At 65.8% G+C, this 21,848-nt stretch carries 20 protein-coding genes and 2 tRNA genes; 20 read left to right on the top strand and 2 right to left on the bottom strand.

Going from position 1 to position 21,848, the window contains the following annotated elements; all coding sequences use genetic code 11:
- Positions 1-11: 11 nt before the first annotated feature.
- The 12 genes from hisS to EV672_RS07275 all read left to right on the top strand — a co-directional run bounded on the left by hisS (position 12) and on the right by EV672_RS07275 (position 12,073).
- On the top strand, positions 12-1,304 hold the full coding sequence (gene hisS / locus EV672_RS07330; RefSeq protein WP_133607798.1) for a histidine--tRNA ligase: 1,293 nt from the start codon (positions 12-14) through the stop codon (positions 1,302-1,304).
- A 51-nt stretch (positions 1,305-1,355) separates the two neighbouring features.
- Complete coding sequence (locus tag EV672_RS07325; RefSeq protein ID WP_133607797.1) at positions 1,356-2,048, top strand: YfgM family protein; 693 nt, start codon at positions 1,356-1,358, stop codon at positions 2,046-2,048.
- A 52-nt stretch (positions 2,049-2,100) separates the two neighbouring features.
- A complete protein-coding gene (locus EV672_RS07320) occupies positions 2,101-3,240 on the top strand; it encodes an outer membrane protein assembly factor BamB (RefSeq protein ID WP_133607795.1) in 1,140 nt (379 codons plus the stop codon).
- Between the two features lie 66 nt (positions 3,241-3,306).
- On the top strand, positions 3,307-4,644 hold the full coding sequence (der, locus tag EV672_RS07315; protein WP_133607793.1) for a ribosome biogenesis GTPase Der: 1,338 nt from the start codon (positions 3,307-3,309) through the stop codon (positions 4,642-4,644).
- A gap of 140 nt (positions 4,645-4,784) precedes the next feature.
- The gene (gene hfq, locus EV672_RS07310) at positions 4,785-5,024 is read left to right on the top strand and encodes an RNA chaperone Hfq (protein ID WP_133607791.1); all 240 of its coding nucleotides are present in this window, start codon (positions 4,785-4,787) and stop codon (positions 5,022-5,024) included.
- A gap of 100 nt (positions 5,025-5,124) precedes the next feature.
- Complete coding sequence (gene hflX / locus EV672_RS07305) at positions 5,125-6,363, top strand: GTPase HflX (RefSeq protein ID WP_133608196.1); 1,239 nt, start codon at positions 5,125-5,127, stop codon at positions 6,361-6,363.
- The gene (hflK, locus tag EV672_RS07300) at positions 6,360-7,706 is read left to right on the top strand and encodes an FtsH protease activity modulator HflK (protein ID WP_133607789.1); all 1,347 of its coding nucleotides are present in this window, start codon (positions 6,360-6,362) and stop codon (positions 7,704-7,706) included. Before hflX ends, hflK begins: the two co-directional genes overlap by 4 nt.
- 12 nt (positions 7,707-7,718) lie before the next feature.
- The gene (gene hflC / locus EV672_RS07295) at positions 7,719-8,612 is read left to right on the top strand and encodes a protease modulator HflC (RefSeq protein WP_133607787.1); all 894 of its coding nucleotides are present in this window, start codon (positions 7,719-7,721) and stop codon (positions 8,610-8,612) included.
- 15 nt (positions 8,613-8,627) lie between these two features.
- Entirely contained in the window at positions 8,628-8,819 is a 192-nt protein-coding gene (locus EV672_RS07290; RefSeq protein ID WP_133607785.1) for a DUF2065 domain-containing protein, read from the top strand.
- Positions 8,820-8,904: 85 nt separating this feature from the next.
- Complete coding sequence (locus tag EV672_RS07285) at positions 8,905-10,122, top strand: ATP phosphoribosyltransferase regulatory subunit (protein WP_133607783.1); 1,218 nt, start codon at positions 8,905-8,907, stop codon at positions 10,120-10,122.
- A 35-nt stretch (positions 10,123-10,157) separates the two neighbouring features.
- The gene (locus EV672_RS07280) at positions 10,158-11,522 is read left to right on the top strand and encodes an adenylosuccinate synthase (RefSeq protein ID WP_133607781.1); all 1,365 of its coding nucleotides are present in this window, start codon (positions 10,158-10,160) and stop codon (positions 11,520-11,522) included.
- A 29-nt stretch (positions 11,523-11,551) separates the two neighbouring features.
- The gene (locus EV672_RS07275) at positions 11,552-12,073 is read left to right on the top strand and encodes a phosphoribosyltransferase (RefSeq protein WP_133607779.1); all 522 of its coding nucleotides are present in this window, start codon (positions 11,552-11,554) and stop codon (positions 12,071-12,073) included.
- A 215-nt stretch (positions 12,074-12,288) separates the two neighbouring features.
- Here the strand turns inward: EV672_RS07275 and EV672_RS07270 are convergent.
- Both EV672_RS07270 and EV672_RS07265 read right to left on the bottom strand, forming a co-directional pair.
- Positions 12,289-12,373, bottom strand: a tRNA-Leu gene (locus EV672_RS07270).
- 411 nt (positions 12,374-12,784) lie between these two features.
- Positions 12,785-12,869 (bottom strand) — tRNA-Leu (locus tag EV672_RS07265).
- Positions 12,870-13,001: 132 nt separating this feature from the next.
- Here EV672_RS07265 and rnr point away from each other — a divergent pair.
- The 8 genes from rnr (at position 13,002) to ispC (ending at position 21,828) form a co-directional block, all read left to right on the top strand.
- Positions 13,002-15,335, top strand: a complete 2,334-nt coding sequence (rnr, locus tag EV672_RS07260) for a ribonuclease R (RefSeq protein ID WP_133607777.1) — start codon at positions 13,002-13,004, stop codon at positions 15,333-15,335.
- A 254-nt stretch (positions 15,336-15,589) separates the two neighbouring features.
- On the top strand, positions 15,590-16,342 hold the full coding sequence (gene rpsB, locus EV672_RS07255; protein ID WP_133607775.1) for a 30S ribosomal protein S2: 753 nt from the start codon (positions 15,590-15,592) through the stop codon (positions 16,340-16,342).
- A 103-nt stretch (positions 16,343-16,445) separates the two neighbouring features.
- Positions 16,446-17,330 (top strand): translation elongation factor Ts, encoded by an 885-nt coding sequence (gene tsf, locus EV672_RS07250; protein ID WP_133607773.1) that lies wholly within the window; start codon positions 16,446-16,448, stop codon positions 17,328-17,330.
- Between the two features lie 135 nt (positions 17,331-17,465).
- On the top strand, positions 17,466-18,176 hold the full coding sequence (pyrH, locus tag EV672_RS07245) for a UMP kinase (RefSeq protein ID WP_133607771.1): 711 nt from the start codon (positions 17,466-17,468) through the stop codon (positions 18,174-18,176).
- Positions 18,177-18,254: 78 nt separating this feature from the next.
- Complete coding sequence (gene frr / locus EV672_RS07240; RefSeq protein ID WP_133607769.1) at positions 18,255-18,815, top strand: ribosome recycling factor; 561 nt, start codon at positions 18,255-18,257, stop codon at positions 18,813-18,815.
- 101 nt (positions 18,816-18,916) lie between these two features.
- Positions 18,917-19,678, top strand: coding sequence for a polyprenyl diphosphate synthase (uppS, locus tag EV672_RS07235; protein ID WP_133607767.1), 762 nt, complete (start codon positions 18,917-18,919; stop codon positions 19,676-19,678).
- A gap of 1 nt (position 19,679) precedes the next feature.
- A complete protein-coding gene (locus EV672_RS07230; protein WP_133607765.1) occupies positions 19,680-20,594 on the top strand; it encodes a phosphatidate cytidylyltransferase in 915 nt (304 codons plus the stop codon).
- A gap of 22 nt (positions 20,595-20,616) precedes the next feature.
- On the top strand, positions 20,617-21,828 hold the full coding sequence (gene ispC / locus EV672_RS07225; RefSeq protein ID WP_133607763.1) for a 1-deoxy-D-xylulose-5-phosphate reductoisomerase: 1,212 nt from the start codon (positions 20,617-20,619) through the stop codon (positions 21,826-21,828).
- The last annotated feature ends 20 nt before the right edge of the window (positions 21,829-21,848 follow it).

Raw genomic sequence — 21,848 nt, 5'->3', positions numbered from 1 at the left:
CTGATCTCCCCATGGCCGAACAGCTCAAAGCCATCAAAGGCATGAACGACATCCTGCCGCCGGACTCGGCGCGCTGGGAATGGCTCGAAGACAAGGTCCGTGCGCTGATGCGCCGCTACGGCTACCTCAACATGCGCACGCCCATCGTCGAGCCCACGGCCCTGTTCGTGCGCGGCCTGGGCGAGGTCACCGACATCGTCGAGAAGGAGATGTACTCCTTCGAAGACAGCCTCAACGGCGACAAGCTCACGCTGCGCCCCGAAGGCACGGCCGGCGCGGTGCGCGCCATCAACGAGCACAGCTTCCTGTACGAAGGCGGCAAGCGCCTCTACTACATCGGCCCGATGTTCCGCCACGAGCGCCCGCAAAAAGGCCGCTATCGCCAGTTCCACCAGGTCGGTGCCGAGGTGCTGGGCTTTGCCGGCCCCGACGTCGATGCCGAGCTGATCCTGATGACGGCCTCGCTGTGGTGCGACCTGGGCCTGAGCGTGGGCGAAGACGTCCAGTTGCAGCTCAACAGCCTCGGCCAGCCCGAAGAGCGCCAGGCCCACCGCGAGGCCTTGATCGCCCACCTGGAGGCCCATGCCGAGCTGCTGGACGACGAGGCCAAGCGCCGCCTGCACAGCAATCCGCTGCGCATCCTGGACACCAAGAACCCGGCCATGCAGCCGGTGGTCGAAGCCGCCCCCAAGCTCATCGACTTCCTCGGCGAGGCGTCGCTGGCGCACTTCAACGCCGTGCGCGCCGTGCTGGACGCCGCGGGCCTGCCTTACGAGGTCAACCCGCGCCTGGTGCGCGGCATGGACTACTACAACCTGACCGTGTTCGAGTGGGTCACCACGCGCCTGGGCTCCCAAGGCACGGTGTGCGGTGGTGGCCGTTACGACGGCCTGATCGAGCAGCTGGGCGGCAAGCCCAACCCGGCTGTCGGCTGGGGCCTGGGCATGGAGCGCCTCCTGCTCTTGCTGGAGGAAGTCGGTCAGTTGCCTGGCCCGGCGCAGCCCGATGCCTTCGCCGTGGTCTTCCCCGGCGTGCCCCTGCCAACGGTCATGGTGGCGCTCGAAGCCTTGCGCGCCCAGGGCGTCAGCGTCGTGCTGAACCCAGCCGGCAAAGACGGCCCGGCCAGCCCCAAGTCCCAGTTCAAGAAGGCCGATGCCAGTGGCGCGCGTTTCGCCCTGGTGTTCGGGCCGGACGAGGTCGCCCGCGGTGAAGTGGCCGTCAAGCCGCTCCGTGAGGGCGGCGAACAGCAGATCCGCCAGATGGTCCACATCGCCCAATGGGCCGCCACCTTGCTGCCCCGCTGAACAAGTCCGTTGGCCCAGTCATAATCCGCAGATCCACCACCCCGAGACACCATGGCGACCTACGACCTCGAACAGCAGGAGCAACTTGACCAGGTCAAGCACTTCTGGAAGCAATACGGCAACCTGATCACCTGGGTGCTGGTGCTGGCCCTGGGCGCTTACGCCGCCTGGACGGGTTACCTGTACTGGCAGCAAAAGCGCGCCATTGCCGCCACCGGCCTGTACGAAGAGCTCGACCGTGCTGCCGCCTCGGGCAATGCCGATCGCGTGTTGCAGATCTTCTCGGACCTCAAGGGCAACTACGCCGGCACCGCGTTGGCGGAGCAGGGCGCTTTGATGGCCGCCAAGGTCGCCGCCGACACCAAGGCAGATCAGGCCCGCGCGGCCCTGCAATGGCTGGCCGAGAACGGCAAGAACACCAGCTTGGTGGGCGTCGCCCGCCTGCGCCTGGCCGGCATGCAGATGGACGCCAAGCAGTACGATGAGGCCCTCAAGACCCTCGATGCCGGCGTGTCCGACGAATTCAAGCCCCTGGCCGATGACCGCCGCGGCGACATCTACCTGGCCCAAGGCAAGAAGGCCGAAGCCGCCAAGGCGTACAAGGCGGCCTGGGACAAGCTCGATGCCACCGTGGACTACCGCCGCTTCATCGAAGGCAAGCTGACCGCGCTGGGCGAAGCACCCGCGGCGCCCCCTCAGGCAACCAAGGCCACAACAGCCGCAACAGCATCCTCGGCCCCTTGATGGCGCCCGCGCACTGAGCCTCCACGCCACGTTCTGAGCCCCACGAGCTGCCATGACCTTTTCCCCTGTTTCCCGCACGACCCGCCTGTCGGTCCTCGGCCTGAGCCTCGCCCTGGCCCTCGGCCTGTCGGCATGTGGCGCCAGCAAGCCCAAGCCCGCGCCGCTGGAATCCCTGAGCAACGCCACCCGGCTGGCCCCGGCCTGGTCGGTGCGCGTGGGTGAAGTGGCCCCGACCTTCGCCTTGGCGGTGTCTGCCGACGCCGTGGCCGTGGCCAACGTCGATGGCAGCATCGTCTCGCTGGACCTGCAAACCGGCCGCGAACGCTGGCGCGCCCAGGCCAAGACCGAGCTATCGGCCGCTGTCGGCTCGGATGGCCGCTATGCCGCCGTGGTCAGCGCCAACAACGACCTGATGCTGTTCGACCAGGGCAAGCTGCTCTGGACCGAGCGCCAACCCGGTCGCGTGCTCACCGCCCCCGTGGTGGCCGGCGAACGCGTGTTCGTGCAAGCCCTGGACCGCAGCGTGCGCGCCTACGACGCCCTGGACGGCCGCTACCTGTGGCTCTACCAGCGCCCCGGCGCCGAGCCCCTGGCCCTGGCCACCCGCAGCGTCATCGAAGCCTTCCGCGACACCCTCCTGGTCGGCCAGGGCAACCGCATGGTCGGCCTGGACCCCGTCAAGGGCACGCCGCGCTTCGATGTCAGCGTCGGCACGCCGCGCGGCACCAACGAGGTCGAGCGCCTGGCCGATCTGGTCGGCCCGCTGGCCCGCGTCGATGACGAAGCCTGCGTGCGCGCTTTCCAGTTCTCCGTGGCTTGCCTGGAGCTCAACCGCGGCAGCGTGCGCTGGAGCCGTCCGCAAGCCGGCACCCAGGCCGTGGCCGCCAACCTGCAGCTCGTGGTGGGTGCGGACAGCACCGACCGCCTGAGCGCATGGAAGGTCGAGAACGGCGACAGCGTCTGGCGCATCGACCGCTTCGTCAACCGTGGCCTGAGCGCACCGGCCCTGTGGGGCGATCGCATCGCCGTGGCCGACGCGCAAGGCTACCTGCACATCCTGTCCCAGGCCGACGGCCGCACCCTGACCCGCACCGAACTGGACGCCCCCGTCGCCGGTGCGCCGCTCGTGGTGCAGGGCAAGCTGCTGCTTGTCACCCGCAAGGGCACCGTTTACGCCTTCTCCGGCAACTGAGCGCCGAGCGCCCCTGGCCGCGCCTGTTTTTCCACGATCACCCGCTGATCTCTCGCACCTGATTCCATGAAACCTGTCATTGCACTGGTCGGACGACCCAACGTCGGCAAATCGACCTTGTTCAATCGACTCACGAAGTCCCGCGACGCCATCGTTGCCGACTTCGCCGGCCTGACGCGCGACCGCCACTACGGCGAAGGCCGCCTGGGTCCGCACGCCTTCATCGCCATCGACACCGGCGGCTTCGAGCCCGAGTGCAAGTCCGGCATCTTCAAGGAGATGGCCAAGCAGACCCGCCAGGCCGTTGCCGAGGCCGATGCCGTGATCTTCGTGGTCGATGCCCGCAACGGCCTGTCCGCGCAAGACCACGACATCGCCAAGTTCCTGCGCACCGCCAACAAGAAGGTGCTGCTCGTGGCCAACAAGGCCGAAGGCATGCAGACCGCGCCCCAACTGGCCGAGTTCTACGAGCTGGGCCTGGGCGAGCCGATGCCGGTGTCGGCCGCGCACGGCCAGGGCATGCGCGACATGATCGACCTCGCGCTCGAAGACTTCATCGACCCCGATGCCGACGAAGACGAGACGCCCGCCGAAGACCGCCCCATCCGCCTGACCGTGGCCGGCCGCCCCAACGTGGGCAAGTCCACGCTGATCAACACCTGGCTGGGCGAAGAGCGCCTGGTGGCCTTCGACATGCCGGGCACCACGCGCGACGCCATCAGCGTGCCCTTCGAGCGCAACGGCCAGAAGTTCGAACTCATCGACACCGCCGGTCTGCGCCGCAAGGGCAAGGTGTTCGAAGCCATCGAGAAATTCTCGGTGGTCAAGACACTGCAAGCCATCTCTGACGCCAACGTCGTGCTGCTGCTGGTGGACGCCACCCAGGGCGTGACCGAGCAGGACGCCCACATCGCGGGCTTCGTGCTCGAGTCGGGCCGCGCTGTGGTCATCGCCGTCAACAAATGGGACGCCATCGACAGCTACCAGCGCGAGATGCTGCAGCGCTCCATCGAGCACCGCCTGGCCTTCCTGAAGTTCGCGCCGGTGCTCTACATCTCGGCCATCAAGCGCCAGGGCCTGGGCCCGGTCTGGAAGGCCATCGCCGACGCCCACGCCTCGGCCAACCGCAAGATGCCCACGCCGGTGCTCACGCGCCTGCTGGGCGAGGCGGTGCAGTTCCAGCAGCCCAAGCGGGCAGGGGCCTTCCGTCCGAAGCTGCGCTACGCCCACCAGGGCGGCATGAACCCGCCGGTCATCATCATCCACGGCAACTCGCTGGAGCACGTCACCGACGTGTACAAGCGCTTCCTGGAAAGCCGCTTCCGCGAGCACTTCAAGCTCACCGGCACGCCCTTGCGCATCGAGATGAAGTCCTCGCAAAACCCCTTCAACGACAAAGATTGAAGCGGCTTGACCCTGTGCGCCATTTCGCGCCATGCCGTCACACGCCTGAAAGACACCCGCTTGACGTCAGGTGCCAAGGACTGTGTTAAGGTAATCACTCAGACATCATCGTCGTACATCGTTTTAACACGGAGCATATCGTGAGCAACAAAGGGCAACTCCTACAAGACCCCTTCCTGAACCTGCTGCGTCGTGAGCACGTGCCAGTGTCCATTTACTTGGTCAACGGCATCAAGCTCCAAGGCCACATCGAATCTTTCGATCAGTACGTGGTCCTGCTGCGCAACACGGTCACGCAAATGGTTTACAAGCACGCCATCTCCACCGTCGTGCCTGGCCGCGCAGTGAACTTCAGCGCCAACGAAGGCGAAGAAGGTTGATCAGCCTGTTTCGCCGCTGCCTGACGCATCGCCCTTGACACCCGCTTCTCCCACCCTGACCGACGCCCCCTTTGACGCCTTCCAAGGCGACAATCCCAAGCTGTTCGCGCCGGGAGACCCGCGGGTTGTCCTCGTCGGGGTCGATTTCGGCCCCGGCTCTTCTTTCGATCCCACGCTGGACGAACTCGCCTTGCTGGCCGAGTCAGCGGGGGATGCGCCCGTGGCCAAGGTCACGGCCAAGCGCAAAGCGCCCGATGCGGCGCTGTTCGTCGGCTCCGGCAAGGCCGACGAGATCAAATCCATCGTCACCCTCTACCAGGCCCAGGCCGTGATCTTCGATCAGGCCCTGTCGCCAGCGCAGCAGCGCAACCTGGAGCGCCACCTGGGGGTGGAGGTGCTGGACCGCATCGGCCTCATCCTCGAAATCTTCGGCGCCCGCGCGCGCAGCCACGAGGGCAAGCTGCAGGTCGAACTGGCGCGCCTGCAGTACCTGTCCACGCGCCTGGTGCGCCGCTGGTCCCACCTGGAGCGCCAGCGCGGCGGTGTGGGCCACCGCGGTGGCCCTGGCGAAACCCAGATCGAGCTGGACCGCCGCATGATCGACCAGAAGATCAAGTCGCTCAAGGAGCGCCTGGCCAAGGTCAAGAAGCAGCGCAACACCCAGCGCCGTTCGCGTGAGCGTGCCGAGACCTTTCGCGTGTCGCTGGTGGGCTACACCAACGCGGGCAAATCCACGCTGTTCAACGCCTTCACCAAGGCCGGCACCTACGCGGCCAACCAGCTGTTTGCCACGCTGGACACCACCACGCGCCAGATGTACCTGGCCCAGGCCCAGCGCAGCGTGACGCTGTCTGACACGGTGGGTTTCATCCGCGACCTGCCGCACAGCCTGGTGAAGTCCTTCGAAGCCACCTTGCAGGAAGCCGCTGAAGCGGACGTGTTGCTGCACGTGGTGGACGCCGCCAGCCCGGCCGTGCACGAGCAGATCGACGAGGTCCTGCGCGTGCTGGACAGCATCGGCGCGGGCCAGCTGCCCCAGGTGCTGGTTTTCAACAAATGCGACTGCCTGCCCGAGCACCAACAGCCGCACCACAGCCGCGACATCTACCAGCTGCCTTCAGGCCGCCGTTGCACCCGCGTTTTCGTCAGTGCGCTCACGGGGCAGGGCCTCGATGTGTTGCGTGACGTGCTCGCTGAAGCGGCGATGAACGGTCTGGACGCGGATTCGGCTGCTCATCGCCCCGTCGATCCCCGTTTCGACATGCACAATGCACCTGACGCCCCGCCGTCTCTGGACGTCGAAGCCTCTCCTTGTACTGGTCCTACCGTCCGATCATGAACATGCCTTCTCTGGATGCGGGCTCTGCGCCCGATGCCCGTGTGTCCACGGTCCCTCACAAGCTCAGCCGCCTGGCTGCGGCGTCTGCGGCCCTGCTGCATGGTGCTGGCCAGCGCGGTGCCTGGCGCGTCGCGCGCGCGCTGCAACTGCCCGTCATGCACAACGGCCGCCACGAAGGCCCGCCTGACCTCGACGAGCTCTGGCGCGACTTCAACCGCAAGCTCAGTGGCCTGTTTTCAGGCAAGGGTGGCAGCGGAGACGGTCCCGGCGGCAACATCACGCCCGACCCCACCGGCGCCGGCATTGGCGCTGGTCTGATTCTGGGCCTCGTGGCCCTGGTCTGGCTGGGCAGTGGCTTCTTCATCGTCCAGGAAGGCCAGCAGGCCGTGGTGATGTCGTTCGGCCGCTTCAGCCACACGGTGGACGCCGGCTTCCAGTGGCGCGCCCCGTACCCCTTCCAGAGCCACGAAATCGTCAACCTGACGCAGCTGCGTTCGGTCGATGTGGGCAGCAACTCGGTCATGCAAGCCACCGGCCTGCGCGACTCGTCCATGCTCACCCGCGACGAGAACATCGTGGACATCCGCTTCACCGTGCAGTACCGCCTGTCGGACGCGCGCCAGTACCTGTTCGAGAACCGTAACTCCGACGAGGCCGTGCAGCAGGCCGCCGAATCGGCCGTGCGGGAAATCGTCGGCAGCAGCACCATGGATTCGGTGCTCTATGAGCAGCGCGACGCCATCGCCGAGAAGCTGATCGGCTCCATCCAGTCTCAGATCAAGAAGGTCAAGGCTGGCGTGGTGGTCACCAACGTCAACGTGCAAAGCGTGCAGGCGCCCGAGCAGGTGCAGGCTGCGTTCGACGATGCCTTCAAGGCAGGCGCCGACCGCGAGCGCCTGAAGAACGAAGGCCAGGCCTACGCCAACGACGTCATCCCCAAGGCGCAGGGCACCGCAGCCCGCCTGCGTGAGGAAGCCGCCGGTTACTCCGCCCGTGTGGTGGCCCAGGCCGAGGGTGATGCGCAACGCTTCAAGTCCGTGCTGACCGAGTACCAGAAGGCACCGGCCGTCACGCGCGACCGCCTCTACATCGACACCATGCAGCAGGTGTACAGCAATGTCACCAAGGTGATGGTGGATTCGCGCCAAGGCTCGAACCTGCTGTACCTGCCGCTGGACAAGCTCCTGCAGCAAAGCGGTGGCAACGGCCTGCCTGCCGCGGCCGCCTCTCCCGCTGCCAGCAGCAGCCAGCCTGCCGAGCCGTCCGCCCCCCTGGCCAGTGGCAATGCCGTGGACCCGCGCTCGCGCGATGGCCTGCGCACCCGTGACCGCGACGCCCGCTGAAGGACCTGACACATGAACCGCATTGGCACCATCCTGGTCGGCGTCTTGCTGGCCTTCATCCTGGCTTCGTCCACCTTGTTCGTCGTCGATCAGCGCCAGTTCGCTGTCGTGTACGCGCTGGGCGAGATCAAGGAAGTCATCAACGAGCCTGGGCTGAAGTTCAAACTGCCCGCGCCGCTGCAGAACGTGGTTTTCCTCGACCGCCGCATCCAGACGCTGGACAGCCCCGAGTCGCGCCCCATCTTCACCGCCGAGAAGAAGAGCCTGGTCATCGACTGGCTGGTCAAGTGGCGCGTGAGCGACCCCAAGCAGTTCATCCGCAACAGCGGCGTGGACACGCGCAACCTCGAAAACAAGCTCTCGCCCATCGTGCAGGCAGCGGTCAACGAGGAAGTCACCAAGCGCACCGTGGCCTCGATGCTGTCGGCCGAGCGTGAAAAGGTGGTGCAGGGCGTGATCAAGCGCCTGGCCGATGACGCCCAGTCCTTCGGCATCGAGGTGGTGGACGTGCGCATCAAGCGCGTGGACTTCTCCGCCAACATCACCGAGTCGGTCTATCGCCGCATGGAGTCCGAGCGCAAGCGCGTGGCCAACGAGCTGCGCTCGACCGGTGGCGCAGACAGCGAAAAGATCCGCGCCGATGCCGACCGCCAGCGTGAAATCATTGTGGCCGAAGCCTACCGCGACGCGCAGAAGATCAAGGGTGAGGGCGACGCCAAGGCCTCGGCCCTGTACGCCGAATCCTTCGGTCGTGACCCCCAGTTTGCCCAGTTCTACCGCAGCCTGGAAGCCTACCGCGCCACCTTCCGCAACAAGTCGGACGTGATGGTGCTGGACCCCAGCAGCGACTTCTTCAAGACCATGCGCGGCAGTGGTTCCGGCGCGGCCCCCGCTGGCAAGAAGTGATCGTGCGTAGCCTGCATGTCTGATGCGTTGTGGCTCGCACTGGCTTTGTTGCTGGTGCTGGAAGGCCTGATGCCGGCCATCAACCCGGGTGGCTGGCGGCGCATGTTCGAGCAGATCCTGGGCCTGCAGGACCACCAGATCCGCGCGGTCGGGCTGGTCAGCATGCTGGCAGGCCTGGTGCTGCTCTGGGTGCTCCAGGGCACCTGAGAAAACCACCCCGACAAACGTTTCGGGCGTGTTTCTGTCGTCGTGAGCCGGTAGAATCTTCGTTTTAATCCCCTCACGGTTTTCTATGTCGTCTGCTTGGCTGTTGCCAGAGCACATTGCCGATGTCTTGCCTTCGCAGGCCCGTCGGCTGGAAGAGCTGCGTCGCGTCTGGCTGGACGTCGCCCGCACCTACGGCTTCGAGCTGGTGATGCCACCCCTGCTGGAGCACCTGGAGTCCCTGCTGTCTGGCACGGGGCATGCGCTCGACCTCAAAACCTTCAAGCTGGTGGACCAGCTCAGCGGCCGCACCCTTGGCGTGCGCGCCGACAGCACCCCCCAGGTGGCCCGCATCGACGCCCATTTGCTCAACCGCCAGGGCGTGACGCGCCTGTGCTACTGCGGCCCCGTGCTGCACACGCGCCCCGCCAGCCCGCACGCCAGCCGCGAGCCCATGCAACTCGGCGCGGAAATCTACGGCCACGCCGGCCTGGAAGCCGACCTGGAAGCCGCCGAGCTGGCCTTGGATGGCCTTCAAGCCAGTGGTTTCGCGGGCGACGCCAGCGGCCTCGTCATGGACCTGGCCGATGTGCGCCTGGTGCGAGGCATGTTCCTCGGCCTGGGTCTGCCGGCCCTGCTGACACCCGAACATCAGGCCGAGCACGACGCGGTGGTCGCGGCTTTGTCCGCCAAGGACGTCGGTACGCTGCGCCAACTGGCGGGGCAGGGTTGCCTGTCCACGGTGCCCGGCGCCGCGGCGGCGCTGGTCGGCCTGACCCGCTGCTATGGTGGCGATGAGGCCTTGGCACAGGCCCGCGAGGTGCTGCCCGCCCATCCCCTGATCGAGCAAGCCCTGTCCGATCTGGCCTGGCTGGCAGGTCACCTGCGCCGCAGCCGTCCTGGCGTGCAGCTGGGCTTCGATCTGTCCGACCTCAGTGGCTACGCTTATTACAGCGGCACTCGGTTCGCGGTGTATGGCGCGGGCCATGCCGATGCCCTCGTTCGCGGTGGCCGCTACGACGAGGTCGGTGCCGTTTTTGGCCGCCGCCGTCCGGCCGTGGGCTTCAGCCTGGACCTCAAGGTGCTGGGCGATGTGCTGGCTGGCCGCGACGACGCACAGGTGCGTGCGGCCATCCGTGCGCCCTGGAGCGATGACACCACCTTGCGCCAGGCTGTGCGCGATCTGAGAGGGCAGGGCTACACCGTGGTGTGCATGCTGCCTGGACACGAACACGACGTTCAGGAATTCGACTGCGACCGCGAATTGGCGCTGGTCGACGGACGTTGGTCGGTGCGCTCGCTCTGAGCGGGCCCATCCCATTTGAGACACAGGAATCTGCCATGCAAAGCATTTCCGCGTCGGCGCGCGCCGACTCTGCCGCTGTCACTGCGGCCCGCAACGTTGTCGTCGTCGGCACCCAATGGGGTGACGAGGGCAAGGGCAAGGTCGTGGACTGGCTGACCGACCACGCCGCCGCCGTGGTGCGCTTCCAGGGTGGCCACAACGCCGGCCACACCCTGGTCATCAACGGCAAGAAGACGGCCCTGCAGCTGATCCCCTCGGGCATCATGCGCGAAGGCGTGGCTTGCTACATCGGCAACGGCGTGGTGGTGGACCCCACCCACTTGTTGTCCGAAATCGAGCGCCTGGAAGCGGCTGGCCTGAACGTGCGTTCGCGCCTGTTCATCAGCGAATCCTGTCCGCTGATCCTGCCTTTCCACGTCGAAGTGGACAAGGCCCGCGAGGCTCTGCGCGAGACCAGCGGTTCCGGCAAGATCGGCACCACCGGCAAGGGCATCGGGCCCGCTTACGAAGACAAGGTTGCCCGCCGTGCCCTGCGCGTGCAGGACCTCAAGCACCCCGAGCGTTTCGCCAAGAAACTGGCCGAACTGCTGGAGCTGCACAACTTCGCCCTGTCGGGTTACCTCAAGGGCCAAGCCCTCGCATTCCAGCCCATCTACGACGCCGCCATGAAGGCTGCCGAACAGATCCTGCCCATGCTGGCCGACGTCGGTGTGCGCATCCACGCCCACACCGTGGCCGGTGGCTCGGTGCTGTTCGAAGGCGCGCAAGGCACGCTGCTGGACATCGACCACGGCACCTACCCTTACGTGACCTCCTCGAACTGCGTGGCCGGCAATGCCGCTGCCGGCTCGGGCGTGGGGCCGGACAAGCTGCACTACATCCTGGGCATCACCAAGGCCTACACCACCCGCGTGGGCAGCGGCCCTTTCCCGACCGAACTTGACTGGGAAGCGCCGGGCACCGTGGGTTACCACCTGTCCACGGTGGGCCAGGAGCGCGGCACCGTCACCGGCCGTGCACGCCGTTGCGGCTGGCTGGATGCGGCGGCGCTCAAGCGCTCGGTGCTGATCAATGGCATTTCCGGCATCTGCCTGACCAAGCTGGACGTGCTCGACGGCCTGAGCGAAATCAAGGTCTGCACGGGCTACAAGCTGCGTGGCGAAACCATCGACATCCTGCCCCTGGACGCCGATGACATCGTGGCTTGCGAGCCCATCTACGAAACCTTCCCTGGCTGGGAGGGCACCACCTTCGGTCTGACCACCTGGGAACAACTGCCTGCCAATGCCCGCGCTTACCTGGAGTGCGTGCAGCAGCTGATCGGTGCGCCCATCCACATGGTGTCCACCGGACCCGACCGCGACCACACCATCCTGCTGCGCCACCCCTACAAGGGCTGAGCGTGCGCAATCTTGACAAGGAAGTCCCCATGCTCACCGACGATGGCAAGCACCTGTATGTCTCCTGGGATGACTACCACCATCTCATCGAGCGACTGGCGCTGAAGGTGCACGCTTCGGGTTGGGAGTTCGACCAGATCCTGTGCCTGGCCCGTGGGGGCATGCGCCCTGGCGACATGCTGTCGCGCATTTTCGACCGGCCGCTGGGCATCATGTCCACCTCGTCCTACCGCGACGATGGTGGCACCTTGCAAGGCCGCCTCGACATGGCGCAGTACATCACCATGCCCAAGGGCGAGTTGGCCGGCCGTGTGCTGCTGGTCGATGACCTGGCCGACTCCGGCGTGACCCTGCGGGCCGTGGTGGACCGCTTGCGCGCGATGCCGGCAATCGTGGAGTTGCGCTCTGCGGTGATCTGGGTGAAGGGTGCGTCCAGTTACGCCCCCGACTTCCACGTGGAGACACTGCCGACCAGCCCCTGGATCCACCAGCCCTTCGAGGCCTACGACACCTTGCGCCCTGCGGACCTGCTCAAGCGTCACAAGGGCTGAGCGCAACTGGCGCTATCTTGGCGCTGTCCGGGCGCTGCCTGGATGCAGAGAACATGCAAAAGGGCCTTCGGGCCCTTTTTGCTGCGCGTCAGGCGGGCGTGGGTCTGGTTGAGTCGGCGGACCGAGCCTGGTGGGCTGGGCTGCTCAGTGCTGCAGGCGGATTGCGGCTCAGAAAAGCGAAAAGCCGTCTGATTGCTCAGACGGCTTCTTGCATTTGGTGCCCAGGAGAGGACTCGAACCTCCACGGAGTTACCCGCTAGTACCTGAAACTAGTGCGTCTACCAATTCCGCCACCTGGGCAGGTGCTTTCTTGACTTGATGCAACTCACGCTGCAACGAATCAAGACTGACAGTCTAGCATGGAAAGTGCAGCGATGTCCAGCCGAGCTCGGCGCGTGCGTCAAATTGTGGTGAGTGTGACAAGCGCGCGACACCGCGGTTGGCGGCCTGTGTGTCACTGGACGCGTGCGGGCTTCTGTGGCCCTGGTCGCGCATGGGCATGGTGTACCCTGAGCGGAGTGAAGCCACATGCCATCACCGTTTCGCCCATGCCAGCACGGGCGCCCACGCGAGCGATCGTGCTTGGAGGCGCGTCGCTGATGGTGGCTTGCGCTGCGTCTGTGCTGAGAGCGACGAAGGCGGCAAGCCCGAAGGCGCCTGGCTTGGCGCAAAGAAAAAGCCGCTTGGCGATGAACCAAGCGGCTTCTCAAATGGTGCCCAGGAGAGGACTCGAACCTCCACGGAGTTACCCGCTAGTACCTGAAACTAGTGCGTCTACCAATTCCGCCACCTGGGCAGGTAGCTGTTTGCTTCCACGGACATCAAAATTTGTTTGTTCAACAAATTTGTTGCCTGCATCAGCGAAGACATAAATTCTAGCATCAAAATTCAGTACATGACAACACCCACCCCCACGTTTGTGAATTTGATGAGCGAAGTCACCGGCACGGTGCAAGGCCACCGAGATGGCCATGGCTTCGTTCTGGCGGAGGAGGGCGACGCCAGCATCTTCTTGCCGCCGCAAGAAATGCGCGCCGTGATGCACCGCGACCGCGTCAAGGTGCGCGTCGTCCGCTTCGATCGCAAAGGGCGCCCCGAGGGCCTGGTGCTGGAGATCGTCGAGCGGCGCAAAACACCCATCATCGGGCGCTTGCTGCACGAGGGCGGCGCCTGGCTGGTGGCGCCAGAGGACCGCCGCTTCGGGCAGGACATCCTCATCCCGGCCAAGGCCACCGCAGGCGCCGAGCCCGGGCAGGTGGTGTCGGTCGAGCTGACCGAAGCCCCCTCGCTGACCGCGCAGCCCATCGGCAAGGTCGTGGAGGTGCTGGGCGGCATCGACGATCCGGGCATGGAAATCGAGATCGCCGTGCGCAAGTACGAAGTGCCGCACCGCTTCCATGACGACGTGCTGGCGCAGGCCGCCAAGTTGCCTGAGAAGGTGCGAGCCACGGACAAGAAAGGCCGCATCGACCTGACCGATGTGCCGCTCGTCACCATCGACGGCGAAGACGCCCGCGACTTCGACGACGCGGTGTATTGCCAGCCTGACACCATTGGCCGCAGCAAAGCGCCCAATGCCTGGCGCCTGATCGTGGCCATTGCGGACGTCAGCCATTACGTCAAGCCGGGCGAGCCGCTGGACAGCGATGCCTACGAGCGCGCCACCTCGGTGTACTTCCCGCGCCGTGTCATCCCGATGCTGCCGGAGAAGCTTTCGAATGGCCTGTGCTCGCTCAACCCCGAGGTCGAGCGCCTGTCCATGGTGTGCGACATGCTGGTCACGGCCGAAGGCGAATTGCACGCCTACCAGTTCTACCCGGCGGTCATCAATTCCCATGCGCGCCTGACCTACACCGAAGTCGCAGCTGTGCTGGGCAACACGCGTGGCCCGGAGGCGCAGCGACGCGCCGAGCTCGTGCCGCACCTGCTGCACCTGCACGAGGTGTACCGTGCGCTGCTGAAGGCCCGCGCCACCCGCGGCGCGGTGGACTTCGAGACCACCGAAACGCAGATCGTGTGCGACGACAACGGGCGCATTGCCAAGATCGTGCCGCGCGTGCGCACCGATGCGCACCGCCTGATCGAAGAGTGCATGCTGGCGGCCAATGTGTGCTCGGCCGATTTCATCATGCGTGCCAAGCACCCCTCGCTGTACCGCGTGCACGAAGGCCCGACGCCCGAAAAGCGCAGCCTGCTGAAAAACTACCTGAAGGCGCTGGGCTTGGGCCTGAGCATCGGCGACGAGCCCAAGCCGGGCGATTTCCAGGCCATCGCGCAAGCCACCAAGGACCGCCCGGACGCGATGCAGATCCACACCATGCTGCTGCGTTCGATGCAGCAGGCGATCTACACGCCGGCCAACAGCGGGCACTTCGGCCTGGCTTACGAGGCTTACACCCACTTCACCAGCCCGATCCGCCGTTACCCTGACTTGCTGGTGCACCGCGTCATCAAGTCGCTGCTGGGCAGTGGCCGATACGGCCTGGTGCTGCCGGCGAACGTCGTGTCTTCGGTGAGCAACTTCAAGCGCAAGCCGGGTGGCAAGGGCGTGCCGCAAAAAGGGTTGCCCGCAGCGCCAGTGAAAACGTCGGCACGCATCAAGCTGCCGCCGGCCGAGTTGGCGGCTTGGGAGACGGCGGGCATCCATTGCAGCGCCAACGAGCGCCGCGCGGACGAGGCCTCGCGCGACGTCGAGGCCTGGTTGAAGTGCATGTTCATGCGCGAGCGCCTCGGCGAGGAATACGGTGGCACGGTGAGTGCGGCGACCTCCTTTGGCTTGTTCGTGCAGCTCGATGGTTTGTACGTCGAGGGCCTGATCCACATCACCGAGCTCGGTGGCGAGTACTACCGGTTTGACGAGGCCCGCCAGGAGCTGCGCGGTGAGCGCAGCGGTGTGCGCTACGGCGTGGGCACTCGCGTGCGCGTGCAGGTCAGCCGCGTGGACCTGGACTCCCGCAAGATCGATTTCCGCATGGTGCGCGAAGGTGCCGAGCCTCGCCAGCCTTCCGCGGCTGGAACGCGGCGCAAGGGGCGCGCGGCCGATGCCGGTGCCGAGGTGTCGGCGCAGGACGAATTGGCCGAGATCCGCGAGCTGGACCGCGAGGTCAAGCGCGGTGGCAAGGCGGCCAAGGGGGGCGGGGGCAAGCCGGCATCCAAGGGGCGCGACCGCGTCTCGGTGGCGGCCACCGTGAGTGGGGCGCGGGGCAGCAAGGCGGCCAGCAAGAAGGCGGCAGGGCGGCCGCGCACCAGCGGCAAACGCTGAGCGTGCGGGAGGCGGGCTCGCGGGAGGTGAGCCTGCCCGCCTCGCCTGGCGTCGAGGGTTTGTCTGGGGTGCATGTTCCATGCTAGAATCCCAGAGTTTTCCTGGTTTTGCCAGGGAACAACGATGCGGCGGCACTGCGGCCGCCTTTGTTTGATCGAGAAACGCGAATCGCGGCATTCCAAGGTGCCGCTCTGGTGATTTTGACGCCAGAGCGGTTTCAGCCGGATTCAAGACTCAACCTCTGGAGCTACACAATGACTGTGTCCATGCGCGACATGCTGGAAGCCGGTGTCCATTTCGGCCACCAAACCCGCTTCTGGAACCCCAAGATGGCCCCGTACATCTTCGGCCATCGCAACAAGATCCACATCATCAACCTTGAGAAGACTCAGCCCGCGTTCGAAGACGCCCTGAAGTTCATCAAGCAGCTGTCGGCCCGCCGCGGCACCGTGATGATGATCGGCACCAAGCGCCAAGCCCGCGACGTGATCGCCCTGGAAGCCGAACGCGCTGGCGTCCCCTTCGTGAACCAGCGCTGGCTGGGCGGCATGCTGACCAACTTCAAGACCGTCAAGGGTTCGCTGAAGAAGCTCAAGGACATGCAAGTCCAAGTGGAAGCCGGCCTGGACAACCTGAAGAAGAAGGAAGGCCTGCTGTTCCAACGCGAGCTGAACAAGCTGGAAAAAGACATCGGCGGCATCCAGGACATGGGCGCGCTGCCTGACGCCCTGTTCGTCATCGACGTCGGCTACCACAAGATCGCCATCCTGGAAGCCAAGAAGCTGGGCATCCCCGTGATCGGCGTGGTTGACACCAACCACTCGCCCGAAGGCATCGACTACGTCATCCCCGGCAACGACGACTCCTCCAAGGCGGTCGCCCTGTACGCCAAGGCTGTCGCTGACGCCATCCTGGACGGCAAGGCCAACGCGATCAATGAAGTGGTGGCTGCTGCCGCCTCCGCTGGCGACGACGAGTTCGTGGAAGTCAACGAAGAAGCCGTCTGACGCGACTTCACCCAGACCAAAGGGGCTGATTCAGCCCCTTTTTTTCAGCAAGATTTTGTGTGAGGCGGTGATGACACCGCCCCTGAACCAAACGGAGAAAGATATGGCTGCAATCACCGCCAGCATGGTCGCCGAACTGCGCGCCAAGACCGACGCCCCCATGATGGAGTGCAAGAAGGCCCTGACCGAGGCCGAGGGCGACTTCGCCAAGGCCGAAGAAATCCTGCGCGTCAAGCTGGGCAGCAAGGCGTCTAAGGCCGCCACCCGCGTGACCGCCGAAGGCATCGTTTCTGCCTTCATCGACGGCACCACCGGCGCCCTGGTCGAGATCAACTGCGAAACCGATTTCGTCTCGAAGAACGACGACTTCCTGGGCTTCGGCAAGGCCGTGGCCGAGCTGATCGCCAAGCAGAACCCCGCTGACGTGGAAGCCCTGTCGGCCCTGGAGCTGAACGGCGCCACCGTGGAAGCCACCCGTTCCGCCCTGATCGGCAAGATCGGCGAGAACATGACGATCCGCCGCTTCAAGCGCTTCTCGGGCGCCAACCAGCTGGCCGCCTACCTGCACGGTTCGCGCATCGGTGTGGTGGTCGAGTTCACCGGCAGCGACGTGGCCGCCAAGGACGTCGCCATGCACGTGGCCGCCATGAAGCCTGTGTCGCTGTCGTCGAACGATGTGCCCGCCGCCTTGATCGAGATCGAGCGCAGCGTGGCCACCGCCAAGGCCACCGAGTCCGGCAAGCCCGCCGACATCGCCGCCAAGATGATCGAAGGCGCTGTGCAGAAGTACCTCAAGGAAGTGTCCCTGTTCAACCAGGTCTTCGTGAAGGCCGCTGACGGCAAGCAGACCGTCGAGGCTTACCTGAAGTCGGCCAACACCGAAGTCAAGGGCTTCACGATGTTCACCGTGGGTGAAGGCATCGAGAAGAAGCAGGAAGACTTCGCCGCCGAAGTGGCCGCGACGCTGGCCGCTGCCAAGGCTCAGTAAAGTCAGGCAAACATCCAAGGGGGCTTCGGCCCCCTTCTGGATGGTGCCGTGCACAGGGCTGGACTTGCGTTACAGTCCTTGCGCTTGGCACCCTTCCACGCCATACAAAATCGAACACGTCCAGGACACCCGCCCATGCCCGCTTACAAGCGCATCCTTCTGAAACTCTCCGGTGAGGCCCTGATGGGCGAAGATGCCTATGGCATCAACCGTGCCACCATCGTGCGCATGGTCCGCGAGATCCAGGAAGTGACGGAGCTGGGCACGCAGGTGGCCGTGGTCATCGGCGGCGGCAACATCTTCCGCGGTGTCGCGGGAGGTTCCGTCGGCATGGACCGCGCCACCGCCGACTACATGGGCATGCTGGCCACGGTGATGAATTCGCTGGCCCTGGCCGACACCATGCGCCAGGAAGGCATGACCGCCCGCGTCATGTCCGCCATCAGCATCGACCAGGTGGTCGAGCCTTATGTGCGCCCCAAGGCGCTGCAATACCTCGAAGAAGGCAAGGTGGTGGTGTTCGCCGCCGGCACCGGCAACCCCTTCTTCACGACCGACACGGCCGCCGCTCTGCGTGGCGCCGAAATCGGTGCCGAGATCATGCTCAAGGCCACGAAGGTGGATGGCGTGTACACGGCCGACCCCAAGAAGGACCCGTCGGCCACCCGTTACGCCAGCATCACCTTCGACGAGGCCTTGATCAAGAACCTGCAGGTGCTGGACGCCACGGCCTTCGCGCTGTGCCGCGATCAGAACCTGCCCTTGAAGGTGTTCTCCATCTTCAAGCCGGGCGCGCTCAAGCGCGTTGTGCAAGGCGAGGATGAGGGCACGCTGGTGCACGTCTGAGCACCTGGCAGCTCCTGTCCTCCTGTTTACTGTCTCACGCGTTGGTGAGAGCGCATCGCACCACGCACGGAGCTTCCCATGAGCATCGCTGACATCAAGAAAAACGCCGAGCAGAAAATGCTCAAGTCCATCGAGGCTTTCAAGAGCGAACTGGCCAAGGTCCGCACCGGCCGCGCTCACCCTGGCATCCTCGACCAGGTCCAGATCGATTACTACGGCTCCCTGGTGCCCATCAGCCAGGTCGCCAACCTGACCCTGATCGACGCGCGCACCATCGGTGTGCAGCCGTGGGAAAAAGGCATGGGCGCCAAGATCGAGAAGGCCATCCGCGAATCCGACCTGGGCCTGAACCCCGCTGCGCAGGGTGACCTGATCCGTGTGCCGATGCCCGCCCTGACGGAAGAGCGCCGCCGCGAACTCACCAAGCTCGTCAAGGGCGAGGGCGAAGACGCGAAGGTCGCCATCCGCAACCTGCGCCGCGACGCCAACGACCACGCCAAGCGCCTGCTCAAGGACAAGGAAATCACCGAAGACGACGACCGCCGTTCGCAGGACGACATCCAGAAGCTGACGGACAAGACCATCGCGGAAGTGGACAAGCTGGTTCAGGTCAAAGAAGCCGAGATCATGGCCGTCTGACGCGGCCTGGTTCTCAGATTCTCGGGGCGGCATGACCGCCTCGCTGTTTTTGTGGGCCGCCTTCCAGGTGGCCCTCGCACGCACTGACACCCTGTAAGCCGATGGCAGACGCACGCACGCCGGACCCGATCCCCCGCCACATCGCCATCGTCATGGACGGCAATGGCCGCTGGGCGCGCAAACGCTTCATGCCCCGCGGGGTTGGCCACAAGGCGGGCGTGGATGCGCTGGTCAAGGTGGTGCAGGCGGCGGCCGACCGGGGCGTGGGTTTCCTCACGGTGTTCGCGTTCTCATCGGAGAACTGGAAGCGGCCCGAGGAAGAGGTGTCCGGCCTGATGGGCTTGCTGCTGGTGGCGCTGTCCAAACACCTCACGCGGCTGAAGGCCGATGGTGTGCGCATCCGCATCGTGGGCGATCTGGACAGTGTGTCCGAGAAGGTTCGCAATGCTTTGCTGGACGCCCAGGCGAACACGGTGGACAACAGCCGCCTGACGCTCACGGTGGCCTTCAATTACGGCGGACGTTGGGACATTGTGCAGGCCTGCCAGAAGGCCGTGGCGGCGGGTTTGTCGCCAGCGCAACTGACGGAAGAGGCCTTGTCTCGCCACATGGCCATGGCGTATGCGCCGGACCCCGACTTGTTCATCCGCACGGGCGGTGAAGTTCGGCTCTCCAACTTCCTGCTGTGGCAGAGTGCTTATGCCGAGCTGGTCTTCACCGACTGCCTCTGGCCCGATTTCGATGCGACCGAGCTGGACCGCGCCATCGCCGCATTTGCCCGCCGTGAGCGCCGTTTTGGCGATGTGGGCAGTTCGGGCGAAGGCGAGGGTGCCATTGGCGCCGACCTCATCCCCAAGGAGTGACATGCTCAAACAACGTGTGATCACGGGCCTGATCCTGTTGGCCATCCTCCTGCCGACCTTGCTGGCGGAGGCCGCCTGGCCCTTTGCGCTGCTGACCCTGGTGTTCATCTCGGCGGCGGGCTGGGAGTGGTCGCGCTTGAACGAGGCGCCAGGCGCCCGTGCGTGGCTGCTGGGGGCTGCGGTGGCCGGTGCCTGCGTGTACGTGGCCCATGCTTTCCACCTGCCGCTGTGGGGCAACGTTGCCCAAGGCGTGACGCCACACGTCCACGCGGCCGGCCATGCGCTGGTGGGCTTCATTGCCCCGGCCGAGGTGTGGCTGGGTTCGACCTTGTTGTGGGTGGTGGGTGGTGCGCTGGCCTTGCGCTGGGGCCCGACGCACTGGCTGCAGGTGCCGCAAGGCGTGCGCCGCTTGCTGGGCCTGGCCTTGCTGGTGCTGGCCTGGATGGCGCTGGTCGAAAGCAGAGCGCAGGGCCTGAACTACCTGCTGTCGGTGTTCTGCCTGGTGTGGGGCGCCGACATCGGTGCCTACTTTGGTGGCCGCGCTTTCGGCAAGCACAAGCTGGCGCCCAGCATCAGCCCCGGCAAGAGCCGGGAGGGGGTGGTGGCCGGCATGGCTGCCGTGCTGCTGCTGGCCGCTGGCTGGCTGGTGGTCGACCAGCAATGGGCCGTCGATTCCCCGAGCCTTTACAGCCGTTTGCAATGGGGCCTGGGCGTGCCGGGCATGGTGCTGGCCTTGCTGGCCCTGGCTGGCTTGAGCGTGGTCGGTGACCTGTTCGAATCCTTGATCAAGCGGCAGGCCGGCGCCAAGGACAGCAGCCAGTTGCTGCCTGGCCATGGTGGCGTGCTGGACCGCATCGATGCACTCTTGCCCGTGTTGCCCGTTTCCCTTGCCCTGATGACGCTGTGCCATGGTTGACGCTGTGCCAATGATTGTGCCGATGACTGCGACTCTGAACGACCGCCGCCAGCGCGTGTGCATCCTGGGGGCCACGGGCTCCATCGGGGTCAACACGCTGGACGTGATCTCGCGCCACCCCGACCGCTTCGAGGTCTGGGCGATCAGCGGTGCCAGCCGGGTGCCGGAGCTGTTCGCGCAGTGCCTGCAGTGGCGCCCGCGCTTTGCCGTCATGCCCGATGTGGCCAAGGCCGCCGAGCTGCGTCAGCAGGTGAGGGCGGCTGGCCTGCCCACCGAGGTGCTGGAAGGCGAGCAAGCGCTGTGCGATGTGGCGTCGCACGCCGATGTGGACGTCGTCATGGGCGCCATCGTGGGTGCTGCCGGTCTGGCCCCATGCCTGGCGGCAGCCCGTGCGGGCAAGCGCCTGCTGCTGGCCAACAAGGAAGCCTTGGTGGTGGGCGGTGGCCTGTTCATGCAGGCCGTGGCCGAGGGCGGCGCCACGCTGGTGCCCATCGACAGCGAGCACTCGGCCATCTTCCAGTGCCTGCCGGAAGACCCCAGGACCTGGGCGCAACGCGTCGATCACATCGTGCTGACCGCCTCGGGCGGCCCGTTCCGCGACCGCGACCCGGCCACGTTCGCCAGCATCACGCCCGACCAGGCCTGCGCCCATCCCAACTGGGTCATGGGACGCAAGATCTCGGTGGATTCGGCCACGATGATGAACAAGGCGCTGGAGGTCATCGAGGCGCGCTGGCTGTTCGGCCTGACGCCGCAGCAGATCAAGGTCGTGCTGCACCCGCAAAGCATCGTCCACTCCATGGTGGTGTGCCGTGACCGCTCCGTGCTGGCGCAACTGGGCACGCCCGACATGCGGGTGCCGATCGCCTATGGCTTGTCCTGGCCGCAGCGCATCGAATCGGGTGCCGACCTGCTGGACTTCACCCAGCTCAAGGCCTTGACCTTCGACACCCCGGATGCCCGCCGATACCCGGGGCTGCAACTCGCCTGGGAGACGCTGCTGGCCGCGCCGGGGCACACCTGTGTGCTGAACGCGGCGAACGAGGTCGCGGTGGAAGCCTTCCTGCAAGGCCGCATCCGTTTCGACCAGATCCACCAAGTCAATGCCCAGACCCTGTCAGACTGTCGGGTGCCCGCAGGCGCGGCAGAATCGGTGGCGAACCTGCTGGCGCTGGACGCCGATGCCCGGCGCGTGGCGCAAGGCGTGGCCGCAGGGTGTGGTGGCCCGGCCTGATGGCAGCCTGTCTGCGCAGT

The sequence above is a fragment of the Aquabacterium commune genome, from assembly GCF_004362855.1.
Lineage (GTDB): Bacteria > Pseudomonadota > Gammaproteobacteria > Burkholderiales > Burkholderiaceae_C > Aquabacterium > Aquabacterium commune.
The sequence above is the reverse complement of the archived record's forward strand: the minus strand, read 5'-3'. Positions and strand labels throughout refer to the sequence as shown.